General features: G+C 70.6%; 12 protein-coding genes. 8 read left to right on the top strand and 4 right to left on the bottom strand.

Annotated features, from left to right (window positions below):
* The first annotated feature begins 15 nt into the window (after positions 1–15).
* From MXC99_RS11725 to MXC99_RS11710, 4 genes are read left to right on the top strand one after another with little or no spacing between them, the layout of a single operon-like run.
* A complete protein-coding gene (locus MXC99_RS11725; RefSeq protein WP_432654250.1) occupies positions 16–1,260 on the top strand; it encodes a xanthine dehydrogenase family protein molybdopterin-binding subunit in 1,245 nt (414 codons plus the stop codon).
* Positions 1,257–1,760: a (2Fe-2S)-binding protein gene (locus MXC99_RS11720; protein WP_247725633.1), complete on the top strand. Its 504-nt coding sequence runs from the start codon at positions 1,257–1,259 to the stop codon at positions 1,758–1,760. Before MXC99_RS11725 ends, MXC99_RS11720 begins: the two co-directional genes overlap by 4 nt.
* Positions 1,757–2,620 (top strand): FAD binding domain-containing protein, encoded by an 864-nt coding sequence (locus tag MXC99_RS11715; RefSeq protein ID WP_247725632.1) that lies wholly within the window; start codon positions 1,757–1,759, stop codon positions 2,618–2,620. The genes MXC99_RS11720 and MXC99_RS11715 overlap by 4 nt, the downstream gene beginning before the upstream one ends.
* Complete coding sequence (locus tag MXC99_RS11710) at positions 2,613–3,773, top strand: MFS transporter (protein ID WP_247725631.1); 1,161 nt, start codon at positions 2,613–2,615, stop codon at positions 3,771–3,773. Before MXC99_RS11715 ends, MXC99_RS11710 begins: the two co-directional genes overlap by 8 nt.
* A 183-nt stretch (positions 3,774–3,956) precedes the next feature.
* On the opposite strand, the gene MXC99_RS11705 is transcribed toward MXC99_RS11710, so the two are convergent.
* The 4 genes from MXC99_RS11705 to MXC99_RS11690 all read right to left on the bottom strand — a co-directional run bounded on the left by MXC99_RS11705 (position 3,957) and on the right by MXC99_RS11690 (position 6,838).
* Entirely contained in the window at positions 3,957–4,946 is a 990-nt protein-coding gene (locus tag MXC99_RS11705; RefSeq protein ID WP_247725630.1) for a glutathione S-transferase family protein, read from the bottom strand.
* Positions 4,947–5,074: 128 nt separating this feature from the next.
* The gene (locus MXC99_RS11700; RefSeq protein WP_247725629.1) at positions 5,075–5,653 is read right to left on the bottom strand and encodes a YceI family protein; all 579 of its coding nucleotides are present in this window, start codon (positions 5,651–5,653) and stop codon (positions 5,075–5,077) included.
* 56 nt (positions 5,654–5,709) lie between these two features.
* Positions 5,710–6,270 (bottom strand): YceI family protein, encoded by a 561-nt coding sequence (locus tag MXC99_RS11695; RefSeq protein ID WP_247725628.1) that lies wholly within the window; start codon positions 6,268–6,270, stop codon positions 5,710–5,712.
* Positions 6,271–6,301: 31 nt separating this feature from the next.
* Positions 6,302–6,838: a cytochrome b gene (locus MXC99_RS11690; protein WP_247725627.1), complete on the bottom strand. Its 537-nt coding sequence runs from the start codon at positions 6,836–6,838 to the stop codon at positions 6,302–6,304.
* 214 nt (positions 6,839–7,052) lie between these two features.
* Between MXC99_RS11690 and recC the strand changes: the two genes are divergently transcribed.
* From recC to MXC99_RS11670, 4 genes are all read left to right on the top strand, one after another.
* Positions 7,053–10,811: an exodeoxyribonuclease V subunit gamma gene (recC, locus tag MXC99_RS11685; protein WP_247725626.1), complete on the top strand. Its 3,759-nt coding sequence runs from the start codon at positions 7,053–7,055 to the stop codon at positions 10,809–10,811.
* The gene (gene recB / locus MXC99_RS11680; protein WP_247725625.1) at positions 10,808–14,731 is read left to right on the top strand and encodes an exodeoxyribonuclease V subunit beta; all 3,924 of its coding nucleotides are present in this window, start codon (positions 10,808–10,810) and stop codon (positions 14,729–14,731) included. The genes recC and recB overlap by 4 nt, the downstream gene beginning before the upstream one ends.
* Positions 14,728–16,947, top strand: coding sequence for an exodeoxyribonuclease V subunit alpha (gene recD, locus MXC99_RS11675; RefSeq protein WP_247725624.1), 2,220 nt, complete (start codon positions 14,728–14,730; stop codon positions 16,945–16,947). Before recB ends, recD begins: the two co-directional genes overlap by 4 nt.
* A gap of 124 nt (positions 16,948–17,071) precedes the next feature.
* On the top strand, positions 17,072–19,087 hold the full coding sequence (locus tag MXC99_RS11670) for a 3-hydroxyacyl-CoA dehydrogenase/enoyl-CoA hydratase family protein (protein WP_247725623.1): 2,016 nt from the start codon (positions 17,072–17,074) through the stop codon (positions 19,085–19,087).
* Positions 19,088–19,131 lie beyond the last annotated feature (44 nt).

Raw genomic sequence — 19,131 nt, 5'->3', positions numbered from 1 at the left:
CCGGTCGCGGGTGCGATGCGTGCCTTTGGCGTCTGTCAGGTCAGCTTTGCCTTCGAGAGCATGATGGACGAACTGGCCCGCGCACTGGGCGCAGACCCGCTGGTGCTACGACGCCACAACGCCTTGCGCGCAGGCGACACCAACTGTGCCGGGGTGACGCTGGCCACCTCAACCGGCATGGGCGCCTGCCTCGAAAAGCTTGCCGCCCACTCGCATTGGCTGAACCGCTACGCCTGGCAAGCAGCGGCGGCCCCCGGCACGCGCCGCGGCGTGGGCCTGGCAGCGGTGTTCAATGCCATGGGTTACGGCGGCAAGGTTCGGGATGCCGCCATCGCCAAAGTCGAACTGACCGCCGACGGCCGGATCGTGGTGCACAACGCGGTAGCCGACATGGGGCAGGGTAACGCCAGCGCCTTTGTCCAGATAGCCGGACACATTCTGGCCCAAGATGCCGGCCGGGTCCGTGTGCGACAACCGGATACGGCAACCGCCTACCCCTCAGGCTCTTCATCGGCTGGCCGGACCACCTATACCTTCGGCAACGCGCTGATTGCGGCATGTGAGCAACTCAAGGCCCGGATCATCAATCGTGCCGGACTATTGCTCTTCGTCGACGACGACTCGACGCTTGAGCTTGTCCCGGGCAAGGTCTGTCATGCGGCCTCCGGGCGGGAAGTCAGCCTGGCACGCCTGGGCGGATTCATGCGTGAGGAAGAGCGTTGTTGCATCGGTGAGTTTGTCGCTCCGGTCTGTCGGGACACCGGGAGCGGCAAAGGGTTTTTCATTGGCTTCCCCCATGTGATCTTTGCCTACGCCGCGCATCTGGCGCGCATCGAAGTCGACCTCGCCACCGGCTGCGTCCGGGTCATTGACTATCTGGCGGTGACCGATGGCGGCGCCGTACTCAATCCCGGCATGGTCGAGCAGCAGGTACAAGGCGGCGTGGCCCAGGGGCTCGGCTACGCCCTGATGGAGGATCTGGCTACCCATCATGGCCAAGTACTGGCCGAAGACTTCAGCCGCTACGTGATGCCCGGCAGCCTCGACGTACCGGAGATTGTTTCCCTGACCTGTGGCAGCGCCGAAAGTACTGGCCCGTTCGGCATGAAGGGCGTTGGCGAAGTCGCCATGAATGGGCCATTGCCCGCGGTGGCCAATGCGCTTGCCGATGCGTGCGGCATCGCCCTGCGGGATGCACCTCTGACCGCAGAGCGTGTCTTGCATGCACTGGATGAGCGCGAGCAGGAAAGTACGGTATGAAAATCCGACTCGGTTTTGAGCTGAATGGCAATCCAGTCAGCCTCGAAGTCCCGGCAATGCGCCGGGTGATCGATCTGCTGCGCGAGGACCTCAAGCTGACGGGCAGCAAGGAGGGCTGCGGCACCGGCGAGTGCGGCGCGTGCAGCATTCTGGTCGACGGAGAAGTGCAGCTGGCTTGTCTGCTGCTCGCCGGCCAGTTGGCGGGGCGCCGGGTCACCTCCATCGAGGGGCTGGGCGCAACGCAGGCAGGGGCGAGCCTGCAACAGGCTTTCGTCCAAAGCGGTGCCGTCCAGTGCGGCTACTGCATACCGGGCATGGAAATGGCCGCGCTGGCCCTGCTGACCCGGCAGCCGCATCCGTCGCGCGAAGAAATACGCGTGGCCTTGAGCGGCAACCTGTGTCGGTGTACCGGTTATGTGAAAATTGTCGATGCCGTGGCGCAGGCCGCCGCCGCGCTCCCGGCGACTGCAGCGGAAGAGCGGGTCAAGGCGAGTCCATGAGCACCATCCTGTCGCCAACCACCCTCGCCGAGGCGCTGGAACTGCTGCAGCGCGGTGAGGAAATGCAGCCGCTGGCCGGCGGCACCGACCTGCTGGTACACCTGCGTCGCACGGAGCAGGCAGCGGCGCCGACGCTCCTCAGCCTGGAACGGATACCGGAGTTGCGGGGCATTGACCTCGGCGATGGGTATGTGTCGATTGGCGCGGCGACACGCTTCAGCGAAATCGGCGCTTCACCGCTGCTTCTCGAGCAGGCGTCAATACTCGCTGCCGCTGCACGAACGGTCGGCGGGCCAGCCATTCGCAACATGGCAACCCTCGGCGGCAATCTCTGTATCGCCTCGCCCGCCGGCGACTCCCTGCCGCCGCTTTACGCCCTGGGCGCCGAAATTGAGCTGGCCTCCCTGCGTGGCCGCCGTCGGCTGCCGCTGCCCGAATTTGTACTGGCTCCCGGCCGCACCTGCCTGGCCCGGGACGAACTCCTCACGCGGATCCTCCTGCCCCGGCGACCGGGTTTTTCGCGACAGGGCTTTGAAAAAATCGGCCATCGGCAATCGCTGGCGATTGCCGTGGTCAGTTTTGCCGGTCTGTTGCGCTTCGATGCCGAGGAGCGTGTCGTGGCATCGCACTTTGCCTGGGGGGCCGTCGGACCGACCATCGTGACCTTGCCCGCGCTGGAAAGCCTCCTGCGCGGCGAGAAACTTTCTCCTTCGCTGGTGCGGCAGGCAGTCGCACTGGTCCGGAACAGCGTGCAGCCGATCAGCGATTTGCGAGCCGGCGCAGAGTATCGGCGGATGCTGGCCGGTAATCTGCTCCAGCGCTTCTTGCTGCAATGCCCCGCCCCGGCCGTGCATGACTGACGGCGGCAAACTCTGGACGCCGGGCTTCATTGCGCTGAACCTCCAGTTCATGCTGGTGACGTGCGTTACCGCGCTGTTCTTTCCTTTCCATGCCTATCTCGGCCTGCTCGGCCTCAGCCAGGAGTCGGCCGGTTTGATCATCGGTGCCGACGCGCTCGCCTCCCTGATCGTGCAGCCTCTGGTCGCTTTGCTGATCCATCCGGCAACGGCGCGACGCTGGCTGATCGGCGGCTCGCTGGTCTTTGCCGCCGCGCTGTACATGGCCAGCCATGCCACCGGTTTTGTCCCCCTGATGGCGGCGCGCTTGCTCCAGGGGGCGGGTTTCAGTTGCGTTATCGCCGCGCTGATTTGCATGATTGTCGAGACCATTCCGGCGGGCAAAAGCGGGCAGGCGTTCGGCTGGGCTTCGCTGGTTCGCCTCGTTCCTTATGCCCTCATGCCGCCCCTGCTCGATGTGCTCGGCATTCTGCCGGCGGCCTTTGGGCAGGTTCTGCAATGGGCCGCCTTGATTGCCTTGCTGCCGATCGCGCTGGCGCTGTTTTCCCGTCAAGGCAACACCGCAGCCGCCGTTGCGGCGCCACCCGGCATGGCTGGAGCGCTGGATAGCGTTCGCAGCCTGCCGATTGCCCTGCTGTTGTTTGCCAGCCTGGCTCTGTATGGCGGCTATGCTGCCGTATTTTTCTTCCTGCGCGAACTGGGCAATACCCTGGGCATCGTCAATAGCGGCCTGTTCTTCACGCTGGCAACCGTGGTGATGATGCTCGCACGCCTGTTTGGTGGCCCGTATTTTGACCGCCATGACAAGCTGCGCTTGTCGACTGCGGGCTTCTGTCTGGTTGCCGCGTGCTATGTCCTGCTGCCCTTTGCCAGCCAACAGATCCTGTTTTTTGCCTTGGCGGTTTTCCTCGGCCTAGGATGGGGCGTCATCATGCCCTTGCAGGCGGCGCTGATGTTCGATGTTTCACCGCCGGCAATGCGCGGCCTCAACCAGAACCTCCTGCTCGCCATGATGCAGGCTGGGTTTTTTCTCGGTCCCAGCGTCGCCGGCGTGTTGCTTTCCGCAACCGGGTTTACGGGGCTTTTTGCCGCTGCCGCCCTGACCACCCTCTGCGCCGCCCTGGCAAATGCCGCCCTGAATCAGCGCTCAGCATGACCAGCAGTTTTCGGCATATGCCACCGGGTTGAAAGACGGGGAGGCTCACAAAGATGTTCGCCTTTCTGAAGCAGAACAAAAGCTTCAGGCGCTTCTGGTTTGCTCAGGTGGCCTCCCAGATAGGGGCTAGTTCAGCGCTTTGAGCTCCGGCGGGGAGGCGTTCGGCCCGGTGGTATGAGCGCTTCAATCAAGTGCCACGAGGTGTCCACGCCCATGAGGGGCGTCGAAGTCGAGCACCGGCCCGGCCGGGACGATTCCGTTCGGATTGATCGTGGGGTGGCTCCGGTAGTAGTGCGTCTTGATGTGGTGCAGGTCCACCGTGGCGGCCACGCCGGGCCATTGATACAGCTCGCGGGTATGGCCCCATAGCTGCGGGTAGTCGCTCAGGCGCCGCAGGTTGCACTTGAAATGGCCGTGATAGACCGCGTCGAAGCGCACCAGGGTCGTGAACAGGCGCCAGTCGGCTTCGGTGATGCGCTCGCCGAGCAGATAGCGCCGGTCCGACAGCCGGGCCTCGAGCGCGTCGAGGGCATCGAACAAGGCTGCCACCTCGTGCTCGTAGACCCGCTGCTCGGTGGCGAAGCCGGCCTTGTACACGCCGTTATTGATGGTGCCGTACACGTGGGCATTGATCGCGTCGATCTGCGGCAGCAACGCCGCCGGAGCATAGTCGCCGGGGCGGGCGCCGACGTCGTCGAAGGCCGAATTCAGCATGCGGATGATTTCGGCCGACTCGTTGCTGACGATCGTATCGCGTTCCAGGTCCCACAGCACCGGCACCGTCACCCGGCCGCTGTAGCCGGGTCGGGCGCGCAGGTAGACTTCGTAAAGATGGCGTGCCTGCCCGACCGGATCGGCGATGACGCCGGGCGCCGGGGCGAAACTCCAGCCGTTCCCGGCCATGTGCGGGTTGACCACCGACACCCCGATGATCGTTTCGAGCCCTTTGAGCGCACGGAAGATCAGCGTGCGATGGGCCCACGGGCAGGCCAGCGAGACGTACAGGTGATAGCGCCCGGGCTGCGCCGCGAAGCCGCCTTCGCCACTCGGGCCGGGGCGGCCGTCGGGAGTGATCCAGTTGCGGAACTGCGCCTCGCTGCGCACGAAGCGTCCCTCGCTGGCCGCGGTGTCGTACCACCGATCGACCCATTCACCGTCGACGAGCAAGCCCATCCTGACCTCCTCCGGCGTGTCTGTGTGTGCGCATCGCTGGATAGAGATGCGCGCCCGGCGGTTCGAGTCCGCCATCCGGCGTTTCGTTCGGGAGCCGGCCGAAGCGGCCAAGCCGCTTCCCGCGGCGCTCAGTTCTGGATCGCTTCGAGCGAGACCGTGATCGTCACGTCGTCGCCGACGTTCGGGGCGAACTTGCCGGCGTTGAACTCGCTGCGCTTGATCACGACCGTGGCGTCGGCGCCGATCGCGTCCTTCTTCAGCATCGGGTGCGGCATGTTGGTGAAGTGGGTCACCTTCAGCGTCACCGGCCTGGTCACGCCCTTGATGGTGAGCTCGCCGTCGATGGCGACCGGCTTGTCGCCTTCGAACCTCACTTCGGTCGACTTGAAGGTGGCGGTCGGGTACCTGGCGGTATCGAGGAAGTCTTCGCCCTGGATGTGGCCGTCGAACGTCTCGTAGCCGGTGTCGACCGAAGTCATGTCGATGGTGATGTCGACCGCGCCGGTCCTGGCGGCCTTGTCGAGGGTGACGGTGCCGCTGGTCTTGTTGAATTTCGACAGCTGGGTCGACAGGCCGAAGTGGCTGTACGAGAAGCGCGGGAACGTGTGGGTGCCGTCGACGGTGTAGGTCGCGGGCGCGGCCAGCGCCGGGGCGGCGGTCGCGGCGCAGACGAGCAGGGCGGCGGAAAGTCGGGCGAAGCGGTTCATGGCGGAGTGTCCTTCAGGGGGGGTAAAAAAGCACAAAGGGGTGGATGGGGGGCGGCTTACTTGCCCGCGGCGGCGGTGATGCGGAACTTGATCACGACGTCGTTGGCGACGATGTCGAAGGCCTTCCACGCACCTTCGCCGATCGAGAAGTCGCCGCGCTGGATCGTGAGACTGCCGTCGAACACGGCGCTGTCGCCCTGCGCGGTGAACGTGGCCGGGACGATGACGTCGCGGGTCGTGCCCTTGATCGTCAGCCGGCCGGAGACTTCGTAGCGGTTGCCGCCGAGCGCCTTGACGCCGGTCGATTCGAAGCGGGCGACCGGGAAGTTCGAAGTGTCGAACCAGGTCCGGGTGGCCACTTCGGCGTCCCCTTCGGCGCTGCCGGTATCGACGCTGGCGAGGTCGACTTCGATCGCCGCCCGGGCCGCGGCCGGGGCCGCCGGGTCGAAGCGCAGCTCGCTGGTGAACGTGCCGAACCTGCCCTCCATCGACACGCCCATCTGCTGGTAGCCGAAGTCGATCCGGCTCTGCTCGGCCCGGACCCGGGTGTATTCGACGGCGTGGGCCGTTCCGGCGAGGGCGAGTGCGCTCAGGAGAGCGATGGCAATGCGGTTCATGATCGGGTGTCCTTTGCTTGCGGTAGGGCGTTCAGGAGGCGCGACGCGGCAGAATGCGGGTCAGCACGTCGTCCTTGTCGATGAAGTGGTGCTTCAGGGCCGCGCCGATGTGGCCCAGCAGGATCGCGACCAGTAGCAGGTTCAGGCCGGGGTGTACGGCCTGCAGCAGGTCGCCGAGTTCCTTGTCCTTGGCGAGCAGGTCCGGGATCGGCAGGACACCGAACCACACGGTCTGGAAGCCCTTGGCCGAGCTCATCAGCCAGCCCGACAGCGGGATCACGAGCATCAGCGCGTACAGCAGGTGGTGGGCGGTGTGCGCCGCCAGCTGCTCGATCGGGGCCATGTGCCCCGGCAGGGCGGGCGGACGATGGGTGGCGCGCCAGCCGAGGCGGAACACGGCGATCAGGAACACGGTAACGCCGGCCCACTTGTGCCACGCGTACAGCTGCAGCTTGGTCGGCGACAGCGGCAGATCCTGCATGTAGAAGCCCAGGCCGAGCAGCCCGAGGATGAGGGCGGCGATGATCCAGTGCAGGGCCTTCGCCGTGGCGGTGTAGTGCGTGCTCATGTCCGGTGTCCTTTGGCGGCGCCTCCGGCGGCGGTGCCGGCGTATGCGATGGGTGGACTGTATGCGGCACGTGGGGAGGTGAAACAGGGGGCAATCGTCAAATCACCATTGCCGCTGATGGAACAATAGACCCGCTCGCCGCCTGCCGCCGGTTGCATGACGGGCCAATGGCGGCTACCTTCCGGCGATGTTTCCCGTTCCCCGGAGCGCCGCGTTGACCGACGCCGATCTCTCTCCCGGTCTGATTCTGATCCACGGCAACCAGGCTGAGTCCCTGCGCGACCTGCTCGTCACCTGGATGAAACGTCATCCGCTTGCGCCGCTGGAGACCGAAGTGGTGCTGGTGCAGAGCAACGGCATCGCGCAGTGGCTCAAGTTCGCGCTTGCCGCCGACGCGGGGCGGGGCGGCTGCGGCATCGCCGCCGGGCTGTCGTTCTCGCTGCCGTCGCGCTTCCTGTGGCAGGCCTATCGTGCGGTGCTCGGGCGCGATGCAGTGCCGGAGGTCTCGCCGTTCGACGAGACGCTCCTGCAGTGGCGGCTGATGCGCATCCTGCCGACGCTCGGGGCCGAGCCGGTGTACCGGCCGCTGCAGCGCTTCCTCGATGACGATGCCGACTTGCGCAAACGCTTCCAGCTCGCCGAGCGTGTCGCCGACCTGTACGACCAGTACCAAGTGTACCGCGCCGACTGGCTGGCGGCGTGGGCGCGGGGGGAGGATGTGCTGATCGATGCCCGTGGCGGGGTGTCGCCGCTGCCCGAGGAGCAGCGCTGGCAGGCCGCGCTGTGGCGCCACCTGCACGCCGACATCGGCGCGGCGCGCCCGGCAACGGGCGGCGCGGCGCGGGCGGCGGGCGGGCGTGCCACCGTCCATGAAGCCTTCCTCGAGCGCGCCCGCGCCCTTGCCGACGCGCCGCGACCGCCCGCGCTGCCGCGCCGGGTGCTGGTGTTCGGCATCTCCGCGCTACCGCGCCAGTCGCTGGAAGTGCTGGCCGCGCTCGCGCAGTGGTCGCAGGTGCTGATGTGCGTGCATAACCCGTGCGAGCATTACTGGGCGGACATCGTCTCCGGGCAGGACCTGCTGCGCGCGCGCGCTTCGCGCCAGGCGCGCAAGCCGGGTTCGCCGCCCGCGCTGAGCGAGGAGGCGCTGCACCTGCACGCCCATCCGCTGCTCGCGGCATGGGGCAAGCAGGGGCGCGACACGATCGCGCTGCTCGACGAGCATGACGACCCCGGCGCCCGGGCCGGCCACCAGCGCCGCTTCGCCGCCATCGGCGAGCGCATCGACCTCTTCGTCGCCACTGCCGGCGCCACCCTGTTGCAGCAGATCCAGGACGACATCCGCGCGCTGCGTCCGCTACCCGAAATCCGGCGCCTCGGGCGCACGGTCGACCCCGCCGGCGAACGTTCGCTGTGCTTTCACGTCGCCCACAGCCGGCAACGGGAAGTCGAGATCCTCCACGACCAGCTGCTCGCTGCCTTCGATGCCGACCCCGGCCTGCATCCGCGCGACGTGATCGTCATGGTGCCCGACATCGACGCCTACGCTCCCCACATCCAGGCCGTATTCGGGCTGGACGAGCCCCACGACCGGCGCTTCATCCCCTTCAGCCTCGCCGACCAGGGCCCGCGCCGCATCGACCCGCTGCTCCATGCGCTGGAGCATTTGCTCGGGCTGCCGCAGTCGCGGCTGGCGGTCAGCGACGTCCTCGACCTGCTCGAAGTGCCGGCGCTGCGCGCGCGTTTCGGGCTTGCCGCGGATGACGTGCCGGTGCTCCACCGCTGGATCCGCGGGGCCAACATCCGCTGGGGGCTGCACGGCGAACAGCGTGCCCACCTGGCGCTGCCGGATGCCGGCGAGGCGGCGCCCAACAGCTGGCTGTTCGGCTTGCGCCGGATGCTGTTGGGGTATGCCGCAGGGGCGGAGGCGGCGCCGTGGCAGGACATCGAGCCCTATGGCGAGATCGGCGGCCTCGATGCTGCGCTCCTCGGCCCCCTCGCCATGCTGCTCGCCCGCCTCGACGACGCCTGGCGCACGCTGCGCACGTCGGCCACGCCGCGCGCCTGGGGCGAGCGCCTGCGCGCCCTGCTTGCGCACTTCTTCGCGCCCGCGGCGGCGGCCGACGCCTATACCCTGTCGCGCCTCGATGCCGCGCTCCAGCGCTGGCTCGACGCCTGCGACGAGGCGGCGCTGGACGAGCCCCTGCCGCTGGCGGTGGTGGCCGGGCACTGGCTCGACAGTGTCGATGACGGCGGCCTCGGCCAGCGTTTTTTCGCTGGTGCGGTGACCTTCGCCACGCTGATGCCGATGCGCGCGATCCCGTTCCGCCACATCTGCCTGTTGGGGATGAACGACGGTGATTATCCGCGCACCCGTGAGCCGCTCGACTTCGATCTGATGGGGCGCGACTACCGCCCCGGCGACCGCTCGCGGCGCGAGGATGACCGCTACCTGTTCCTCGAGGCGCTGCTGTCGGCGCGCGAACGCCTGTACGTATCATGGGTGGGGCGCAGCATCAACGACAACACCGAGCGCCCGCCTTCGGTGCTGGTCGGCCAGCTGCGCGACCACCTCGGCGCCGGCTGGCGCCTGGCGGGCGATGAGGCAAGCAGCGCGGCGGACGCGGCCCGGGCGCTGCTTGCGGCGCTCACCGTCGAGCATCCGCTCCAGCCTTTCAGCATGCGCTACTTCGCTCCCGATTCGGCCGCGTCGGCGCTGTTTACCTATGCCCACGAATGGCGTCGCAGCCCGCTTCCGGCATCCGCCGCCGGGGCCGCCGCCGGGTCCGCCTCATTGCCGCCGATGCAGCGCGAAGAGCCGCTCAGCGTGGGCGAGCTGGCCGATTTCCTGCACGATCCGGTGAAGGCTTTCTTCCGCCGCCGCCTCGGGGTCGCGTTCGAGCACGAGGATCCGGCGAGCACGGATGTCGAGCCGTTCGTTCTCGACGGCCTGCAGAAGTGGCAGTTGCAGGACGAACTGATCACCGCCCAGGCCGATGCCCTGGCCCGGGCCGAGGCCCCGGCAGCAGCGCGCGAAGCCGGCCTGGGGGCGATCCGCCGCCGCGGCGAGCTGGCCGCGGGGGCCTTCGGCGAGCGCCTCGCGACGGAGCTGGCCGAGCCGATGGAGGCCTTGTTCGACGCGTACACCCAGGCACTCGCACGCTGGCCGCGGAACGTCGAGGGCGAATTCGAGCTGCGCTTCGAGGCGGTATGCGACGGCGTCCGCCTCGAACTCGCCGACTGGCTCGGCGGCCTGCGCTGCCGCGACGGCGATGGGGGCGACGAGGCCTGGATCGCGCAGGGAGCGACGGGGGGCGCCGTCCCGGCCGCCTCGTCCGCCGTCATCGTGCTCGAACCCAGCGACCTGGTGAAGGACCGCCACTACCGCGGCGAGAAGCTGATCCGCCACTGGGTCCGGCACCTGGCCTGGCAGTGCGCCCGGGGCGCGGTGACCACGGTGGTGGTGAGCAAGAAAGGGGTGGTCGCGCTCGCGCCGCTCGAGGCCGCCGCTGCCGCCGAGCGGCTGCGCGACCTGCTTGCCGCCTGGCAGGACGGAATGGGCCGGCCCCTGCCGCTGGCGGTGCGGACGGCGTTCGCCTGGCTGCGTGCGCGGCCCGGGTCCGCGCACGGCGGGGAGGAGGAGCAGGGGGACGGGGAGCGGGAGGACGGGAGCGCAGCCGGCAAGGCGCTGGCGGCGGCGCGGACGGTCTACGAAGGCGGCTACGGCAATGACGGCGAGCTGGGCGCCAGTCCTTATCTGCGCCGCGCCTTTCCCGACTTCGATGCCCTCGTCGGCGGCGGCGAGTTCCAGGCGCTGGCCGAGCACCTGCTGCGCCCGCTGCACGACGCCATCCACTCGCAGGCGGCGGAAGAGGGGAGGGCGGGAACGGAGGCAAGGCGAGGACGGAGGCAAGGTGGGGACGGAGGCAAGGCGGGGCAGGGCGGGGATGCAGGAAGCAGGAGGAACCGGAAGTGAACGCTGAGCAGGGGAAGGAATCCGGCGGCGCGGTGGACGGAGGCGAGCTGCCGGGGAGCAGTGCCGGCGCTCCCCTCGATCCGCTGCGCTTCCCGCTCCACGGCCAGCGCCTGATCGAGGCCAGCGCCGGCACGGGCAAAACGTTCACCATCGCCGCGCTGTACGTCCGCCTGGTGCTGGGCCACGGCGGCGCGGATGCGTTCGTGCGCGCCCTCGCGCCGCCCGAGATCCTCGTCGTCACGTTCACCGAAGCGGCGACCAAGGAGCTGCGCGAGCGCATCCGCGCCCGCCTCGCCGAAGCCGCCGCAGCCTTCCTCCCCGCGCCGCAGGGGGAGGGGGCGCAGGGGGAGGGGCCGGCGGCGGTGGATGATGACTTCCTCGCCCGCCTGCGCGCCGACCATGCTCCCGAGCACTGGCCGGCCTGCGCGCGCAAGCTGCAGCTCGCCGCGGAGTGGATGGACGAGGCCGCGGTATCGACGATCCACGGCTGGTGCAAGCGCATGCTGCGCGAGCACGCGTTCGCCAGCGGCAGCCTGTTCACCCAGACCCTGGAGGCGGACCAGGGCGAACTGCTGGCCGAAGCCGTGCGCGATTACTGGCGCACCTTCATCGTCCCCCTCGATGCCGCGCAGGCCGCCGAAGTCGCGCGCTGGTGGAGCGGGCCGCAGGCCCTGCAGCAGGCCCTCGAGCGCCTCGTCGGGCACGCCGCGGCGCTCGAAGCGTCGGCTCCGCGCAGCGCGCCCGCGGCGCTGCTCGGCCAGGCGGCGGCCGAACGGGAGCGCCGCCTGGCTGCGCTGAAAGCGCCCTGGCCGGGCTGGGCGGACGAACTGCAGGCCCTGCTCGAGCGGGCGGTGGCCGGCGCCTGCGTCAATGGACAGAAGCTCCGGGCGCAGTATTACCTGCCCTGGCTCGACAAGCTGCGCGCCTGGGCGGGCGACCCGGGGGCGGTCCACCTCGAGCTGGGCACGGGGTGGACGCGGCTGACGCCGGCCGGACTGGCCGATGCCTGGAAGGCGGACAAGGGCGCGCCGCCGTCGCACCCTGCGCTGGAGGCGGTCGCCGCGCTGCCGGCGGCGCTGGCGGCCTTGCCCGACGCCTTTGGCGACCTGCTGCGCCATGCCGCGTGCTGGGTCGCGGCGCGCTTCGCCGCCGAGCAGCAGCGCCGTGCGCAAATGGGCTTCGACGATCTGCTGACGCGGCTCGATCGTGCGCTGCAGGGCGACAACGGTGCGGGCCTCGCCGAGCGCATCCGCAGCACGTTCCCGGTGGCGCTGATCGATGAGTTCCAGGACACCGACCCGGTGCAGTTCCGCATCTTCGACGCGGTGTACGGGGTGACCCGGGCGGGCGCGGACCCGCACTCCGGAGCCGGGATGCCGTCCGCGCTGGTATTGATCGGCGACCCCAAGCAGGCGATTTACGCTTTCCGCGGCGCCGACATCTTCACCTACCTCGCCGCCCGGCGTGCCTGCGCCGGCCGCCTGTACACGCTCGGCCGCAACTTCCGCTCGACGGCACCGATGGTGGCGGCGGTCAACCGCTGCTTCGGTTTCGCCGAGGCGCGCTCCGCCGGGGCCGGTGCCTTCCTGTTCCGTTCCCCGGGCGCAAGCCCGGACGACAACCCGCTGCCCTTCATTCCCGCCGCAGCGCAGGGGCGGAAGGAGACGCTGGAGATCGACGGCCGGCCGGTGGCGGCACTCACCGCATGGTGGCTGGCGGCGCGGGAGGACGGCAAGAGCCTGCCCAAGGGCGCCTACCGCGAACAGATGGCCGCCGCCTGTGCCACCGCGATGGTGCGCCTGTTGAACCGCGGCCGCGCGGGGGCGGCGGGTTTCGTCGCCGGGGCCGGGTTCGCTGCGCTGCGCCCGCGCGACCTCGCCGTGCTGGTCCATACCCGGGACGAGGCCGATGCGATCCGTGCCGCGCTTGCGGTGCGTGGGGTGCGCAGCGTGTACCTGTCCGATCGCGACTCGGTGTTCGACAGCGCCCGCGCCGAGGAGCTGCAGCACTGGCTCGCGGCGTGCGCCGAGCCCGACGACGCGCGCCTGCTGCGCGCTGCGCTGGCGACCGCGACCCTCGGACTGGACTGGGCCGCGCTCGATGGCCTGGACCGCGACGAGCACGTGTGGGAGGCCCGGGTGCTGCAGTTTCGCGGCTATCGCGAGCTCTGGCGCCGCCAGGGAGTGTTGCCGATGCTGCGCCGGCTGCTGCACGACTTCGACGTCCCCGCGCGCCTGCTCGGCGCCGCCGCGGTGAACGGCGGCGAGCGGGCGCTGACCGACCTCCTGCACCTGGCCGAACTGCTCCAGCAGGCTTCTGCCGTGCTCGACGGCGAGCATGCTCTGATCCGCCATCTGGCCCGCCAGCGCCAGCCCGGCGCGCGCACGGGGAGCGGCGACGAGGGGCGCCAGATCCGGCTCGAAAGCGACGCCGACCTGGTCCAGGTCGTCACCGTGCATAAGTCGAAAGGCCTCGAATATCCCCTCGTCTTCCTGCCGTTCGCCTGCTCCTGGCGCCGGGTCGGGGCCGCCGACCGTCCGCTCACCGTGCATGACGCCGCCGGCCGGGCGCAGCTGCTGCTGTCCGCCGACGAGGACACGCTCGCCCGCGCCGACCGCGAGCGCCTGGGGGAGGATCTGCGCAAGCTCTACGTCGCCCTCACCCGCGCCCGCCATGCGACCTGGGTCGGGCTGGCGCCGCTCGACGAGCTCGAGCACAGCGCCTTCGGCTACCTCCTCGCGGGTGGCGCGCCGATCGCTCCCGCCGCCCTCGAAGCCCACTTGCGGGCGCTCAAGGGCGAGGCCGACTGCATCGCGGTGGCGCCGGCCCCCGAGCCCACCGCCGAGCGCTATGCGGCGCCCGGTGCCGATGCCGTGCCCGGCCCGGCGCGCCGGCCACTGCGCAGCGTGCGCGAGCACTGGTGGATCGCGAGCTATTCGGCGTTGAAAACCGGCGGGCACGGCGACGGCTTTCCGCCCGCCGTTGCGGATGCGGTCGCCGATGCGGTTGCCGAGGCCGAGGCGAGCGGCGTGCGTCCGCCCGCGGCGCCGGACAGCGCCGCCGAAGCCACTTTCCACGAAACCCTGCACACCGCGCCGCTCCTCGCCCCGGCGGCCGGCGCGCCGGCGCAGGGCGCCGGCCTGCACGCCTTCCCGCGCGGCGCCGAGGCCGGCACCTTTCTCCACGAACTGCTCGAATGGGCCGCCGAGCGCGGTTTCGCGTCCCTGGCGGCCGACCCCGGCGGGCTGCGCGACACGGTCGCGCGCCGCTGCCGGATGCGCGGCTGGGAGGCCTGGATCGGGCCATTGACGGCGTGGCTGGAGCACTTCCTCGCCGCCGAGCTGGCGCTGCCGGCCGCGCCCGGGCAGGCGGCGACCCGCTTGCGCCTGGCCGGCCTCGGTACCGTGGTGGCGGAGATGGAGTTCTGGCTCACCGTCGCTACGCTCGACACCCGCGTCCTCGACCGCCTCGTGTGCGCCCACACGCTGGACGCCGCGGCCCGCCCGGCGCTGCTCCCCGACACCCTCGGCGGCATGCTCAAGGGCTTCATCGACCTGCTGTTCGAGCACGAGGGGCGCTTCTACGTCGCCGACTACAAGTCGAACTGGCTGGGGGCCGATGACGGCGCCTACACCGCCGCGGCGATGCGGGCGGCGGTCCTCGCCCAGCGCTACGAGCTCCAATACACCCTCTATCTGCTGGCGCTGCACCGCCTGCTCAAGGCGCGGCTGCCCGGATACGACTACGACCGCCACGTCGGCGGCGCGCTGTACCTGTTCCTGCGCGGCAGCCGTGCGCCCGGTGCCGGGGTGCACTTCGAGCGCCCGCCGAAGGCCTTGATCGAGGCCCTCGACCGGCTCTTCACCGGCGTCGGCGGGCGAGGGGCGGCGGCCGCCCGGCTTGCGGAGGGGAGCGAATGACTCCCGCCCTGCCGACGCCTTTCCCGGCGCTCCTGCCGCTCTTCGGCGCTCCCGTGCCCGCGGGGCCCGCCCGCCAGGCGGCCGGCGACGCCCGCGGCCGGATGCAGGCACTGATCGCGCGCTGGGCGCAGCGCGGCTGGCTGCGCCCGCTCGACGCCGCCTTTGCCGGCTTCCTGTGGCGCGAAGTACCCGATGCCGATCCGCTGCTGGTGCTGGCCGCGGCGCTGGCCAGCCACCAGCTCGGCCGCGGCCATGTCTGCCTCGATCTCGCCGCCACCCTCGCCGATCCCGCGCTCGCCCTCTCCCTGCCGCCCGAAGCGGCCGGCGGCGAGGACGAGGGGGCGGACGACCTGCCCGCGCGTGTGCTCGCCGGGCTCGAGCTGGCGCGCTGGCAGCGCGCGCTCGACGATCCGCGCCTGGTCGGTCGCGGCGCCGGGGCGACGCCGCTGGTGGCGCACGGCACGCGGCTGTACCTGCGGCGCTACTGGCAGTACGAGCAGGCGGTGGGGGCGGCCCTCGACGCGCGCCTCGCCCGCTCTGCGGCGCTCGCCGCTACGCTGCCGCAAGCGGCGCTGCGTGCGGCGCTCGATGCGCTCTTTCCCGCTGCCGCCGGGCCCGTGCCCATACCCGCGCCCGACTGGCAGAAACTCGCCTGTGCGCTCGCCGCGCGCAGTGCGTTCGCGATCGTCACCGGCGGTCCCGGCACCGGCAAGACCACCACGGTGGTGAAGCTGCTCGCCCTGCTCCAGGCGCTGGCCCTGTCCGCCCCCGCCTCCGGCGGCGTGCCGGCCCGGGCGCTGCGCATCCGCCTCGCCGCGCCCACCGGCAAGGCGGCCGCCCGTCTCAACGAAGCCATCGCCGGCGCCGTCGCCCGCCTGGCGCTGGACGGCCTGGCGCAGGGCGAGGCGGTGCGGGCGGCGATTCCGACCACCGTCGGCACCCTCCATCGCCTGCTCGGCAGCCGCCCGGACAGCCGCCGTTTTCGCCACGACGCCCGCAATCCGCTGGCGCTCGACGTGCTGGTGATCGACGAGGCGTCGATGATCGACCTCGAGATGATGGCCGCGGTGCTCGCGGCCTTGCCCCCGCGCAGCCGCCTGATCCTGCTCGGCGACAAGGACCAGCTCGCCTCGGTGGAAGCCGGCGCCGTGCTCGGCGAGCTGTGCGCGCAGGCGCACCGGGGGCGCTACACCCCGGCCACGGCCGCGTGGCTGCGGGCGGTGAGCGGGCAGGACGTCGCCGCGGCGCTGGTCGATCCGGCCGGCAGTGCGCTCGACCAGGCGGTGGCCATGCTCCGCCACAGCTTCCGCTTCGCGGCCGGCAGCGGCATCGGCCGGCTCGCCGCGGCGGTCAATGCCGGCGCCGCGGAAGAGGTCGTGCAGGTGCTGGCGGCATCTGCCGGGGCGCAGGAGGCACTGCAATGGATCGTTCTCGACGGCGAGGACGACGCCGTGCTCCGGCGCCTCGTGATCGAGGGCAGCACGGCCGAGCGGGGGTCGTCCGCAGGGGCGGCGCCGGGCGAGCGGGGCGGCGTGCGCCGCCGTGGCTACCGCCACTACCTGGAGGAGATGCGCCGCCGGCGGCCGTCGCACACGGCAGGCGCCGCCGCGGTCGACGCCTGGGCGCGCGCGGTGCTGCAGGCGCACGCCGAATTCCAGCTCCTGTGCGCACTGCGCCGCGGCCCCTGGGGGGTGGAAGGGCTCAATGCGCGCGTCGCCCGGATGCTGCACGCGGCCGGGCTGATTCCCGCGGTCGATGGCTGGTATGCCGGGCGGCCGGTGCTGGTGACCCGTAACGACTATGCGCTGGGGCTGATGAACGGTGACATCGGGATCACCCTGGCAGTGCCCGAGCCGGCCGCGGAGGGCGGGACGGAGGGCGAGGAGGGGGGGGCGGTGCGCTTGCGCGTCGCCTTCGCCGCGGGCGACGGCAGCGGCGGCATCCGCTGGGTGCTGCCGAGCCGCCTGCAGGCGGTGGAGACGGTCTTTGCGCTGACGGTGCATAAGTCGCAGGGCTCGGAGTTCACCCACACCGCCCTGGTGCTGCCGGAGCGCCCGGCGCCGATCCTGACCCGCGAACTGCTGTACACCGGCATCACCCGCGCCCGCAGCTTCCTGACCCTGGCCACGGCGGGCGGGGCCGCGCTCGTCGCGCAGGCCGTGCACCGCCGGGTGGTGCGCGCGAGCGGGCTGCGCGGGGAGGATGGGAGGGGTTGAGCGGAGTCGGGAGGAAATTCCACGGGTGTGTTGCATTTATCCTTCGGAGTACGGGATACTGTATACAAACAAAGCGAGCGCTGCGCCAGCCGCGCCGACACGACACACCAGAGGAGATCCATACATGGCCAGCAGCTTCGCCAATCCCTTGCTCGCCGCGCCGACGCGGCCCCTGCCCCGCACGGTGGCGATCATCGGCGCCGGCACGATCGGGCCGGACATCGGCTACTACCTGAAGAGCGCGCTGCCCGGGCTCAAGCTCTATCTCGTCGACATTTCGCGGGAAGCGGTCGATCGTGCGATCGAGCGCTTCCGGGCGTATGCGGCGAAGGCGCTGGCGAAGGGCAAGATGACCGAGTCGCAGGCTGCCGCAGTGACCGAGAACCTGATCGGCACCCTCGATTACCGCGACCTCGCCGATGCCGACTGGGTGCTTGAGGCGGCGACCGAGAACATCGAGCTGAAGAAACGGATCTTCGCCGAAGTGGAAGCGATCGTGCGCCCAGATGCACTGATCACTTCCAACACCAGCTCGCTTCCGGCGGCGCAGATTTTCGCTGCGCTGCGCCATCCGGAGCGCGCCACGGTGACCCATTTCTTCGCCCCGGCGTGGCGCAATCCGGTGGTCGAGGTGGTGCGCTGGGAGAAGACCGCGCCGGAAGTGGTCGAGCACCTGCGCCAGGTGTTCTGCCTGACCGGAAAGGTGCCGCTGGTGACCGCCGATGTCGCCTGCTTCATGCTCGACCGGATCTTCGACAACTGGTGCAACGAGGCCGCGCTGCTCCTCGATGATGCCACCGCGGCCGAGATCGACAGCGTCGCCGGCGAGTTCGTCCATGCCGGGCCGTTCTTCGTCCTCAACCTGGCCAACGGCAACCCGATCATCACCGAGACCAACACCCTGCAGGCCGAGATGGAAGGCCGGCACTACCGCCCGGCGCCGATCTTCCGCGCGGTCGAGCGCTGGCTGACGGTGGCGCCGGGGCGGCCGGTGGAGGTCGCGCCCGCGCTGGCGGCGGCGATCCGCGCGCGCCTGCTCGGCATCCTGTTCTCGCAGACCGTCGATATTCTCGACCGCGGCATCGGCGAAGCGGCCGACCTCGACTTCGGCTGCCGCCAGGCGCTCGCCTTCCGCGCCGGGCCGCTCGACCTGATGAAGGCGCTCGGCGCTGGCGAGGCCGGCGCGCTGCTACAGCGCTTTTGCATCGAACGTCCGGGGATGCCGGGGGCGCGGCGTCCGCTGGACGACTATCAGGACTTCCTGCGCCACATCCTCGTCGACGAGCTCGACGGCGTGAAGGTGATCACCTTGCGCCGGCCGGAGGCGATGAACGCACTCCACGACGAGATGACCGACGAGATCCTCGCGGTGATCCGGCGCTACGAGCACGACCCCGCGGTGGCCGGCTTCGTCATCGTCGGCTACGGCAACCGCGCCTTCTGCGCCGGGGCCGACATCGGCCGCTTCCCGCGCCTGCTCGGCGACGCCGAGGGCGCGGCGCAGTACGCGCGCGACTGCTCGCGCCTGCTCGTTCATCTCGACCGGATGCAGAAGCCGGTGGTCGCCGCCCTCAACGGCATGGTGCTCGGCGGCGGCTTCGAGCTCGCCACCCGCTGCCACGGCATCGTCGCCCAGCGCCAGGCCTGGATGCAGATGCCCGAAGTCACCCTGGGCATCGTCCACGGCATCGGCGCGATGGTCGTGCCCTACCGGCGCTGGCCGCAGGCGGCGGCCGAATTCCACGCCATGCTGCGCCGCGCCGAACGCCTGCAGGCGACGCGCGCGCTCGAGCTGGGGGTGGTCGATGCGCTCGCCGACGACTACCGCAGCCTGGTGCTGGCCGCGGTCGAGCGGGTGAAGGCGCTCCAGGGCCAGGTCGCGGGCATTCCCGATGGCGCGGTCGAGCTCGGCGCGCTCGCCCCGATCGAACCGAAGGCGGCCAGCGGCCAGCCGCTGAGCGCGGAAGTGATCGCGATCATGGAGCAGGCGATCCGCGCCGCGGCCGCGGCGCCGACGCTGGAGGCCGCGCTCGAGGTCGGCTATCGCGCGTTCGGCGACAGCGCATGCACCGCGGCGGCACGCGAGGGTATTTCCGCCTTCCAGGAAAAGCGCAAGCCGGACTTCACCCGGACCCCCTGAGTCCCGCCCCCCTGAATCCCCGCCCCCTCCGCGGGAGGGGGCGT

It is taken from the genome of Thauera aromatica (genome assembly GCF_023093595.1).
GTDB classification, from domain to species: domain Bacteria; phylum Pseudomonadota; class Gammaproteobacteria; order Burkholderiales; family Rhodocyclaceae; genus Thauera; species Thauera aromatica_A.
Note: the sequence above shows the minus strand (reverse complement) of the source record. Positions and strands in the feature narration are given on the sequence as shown.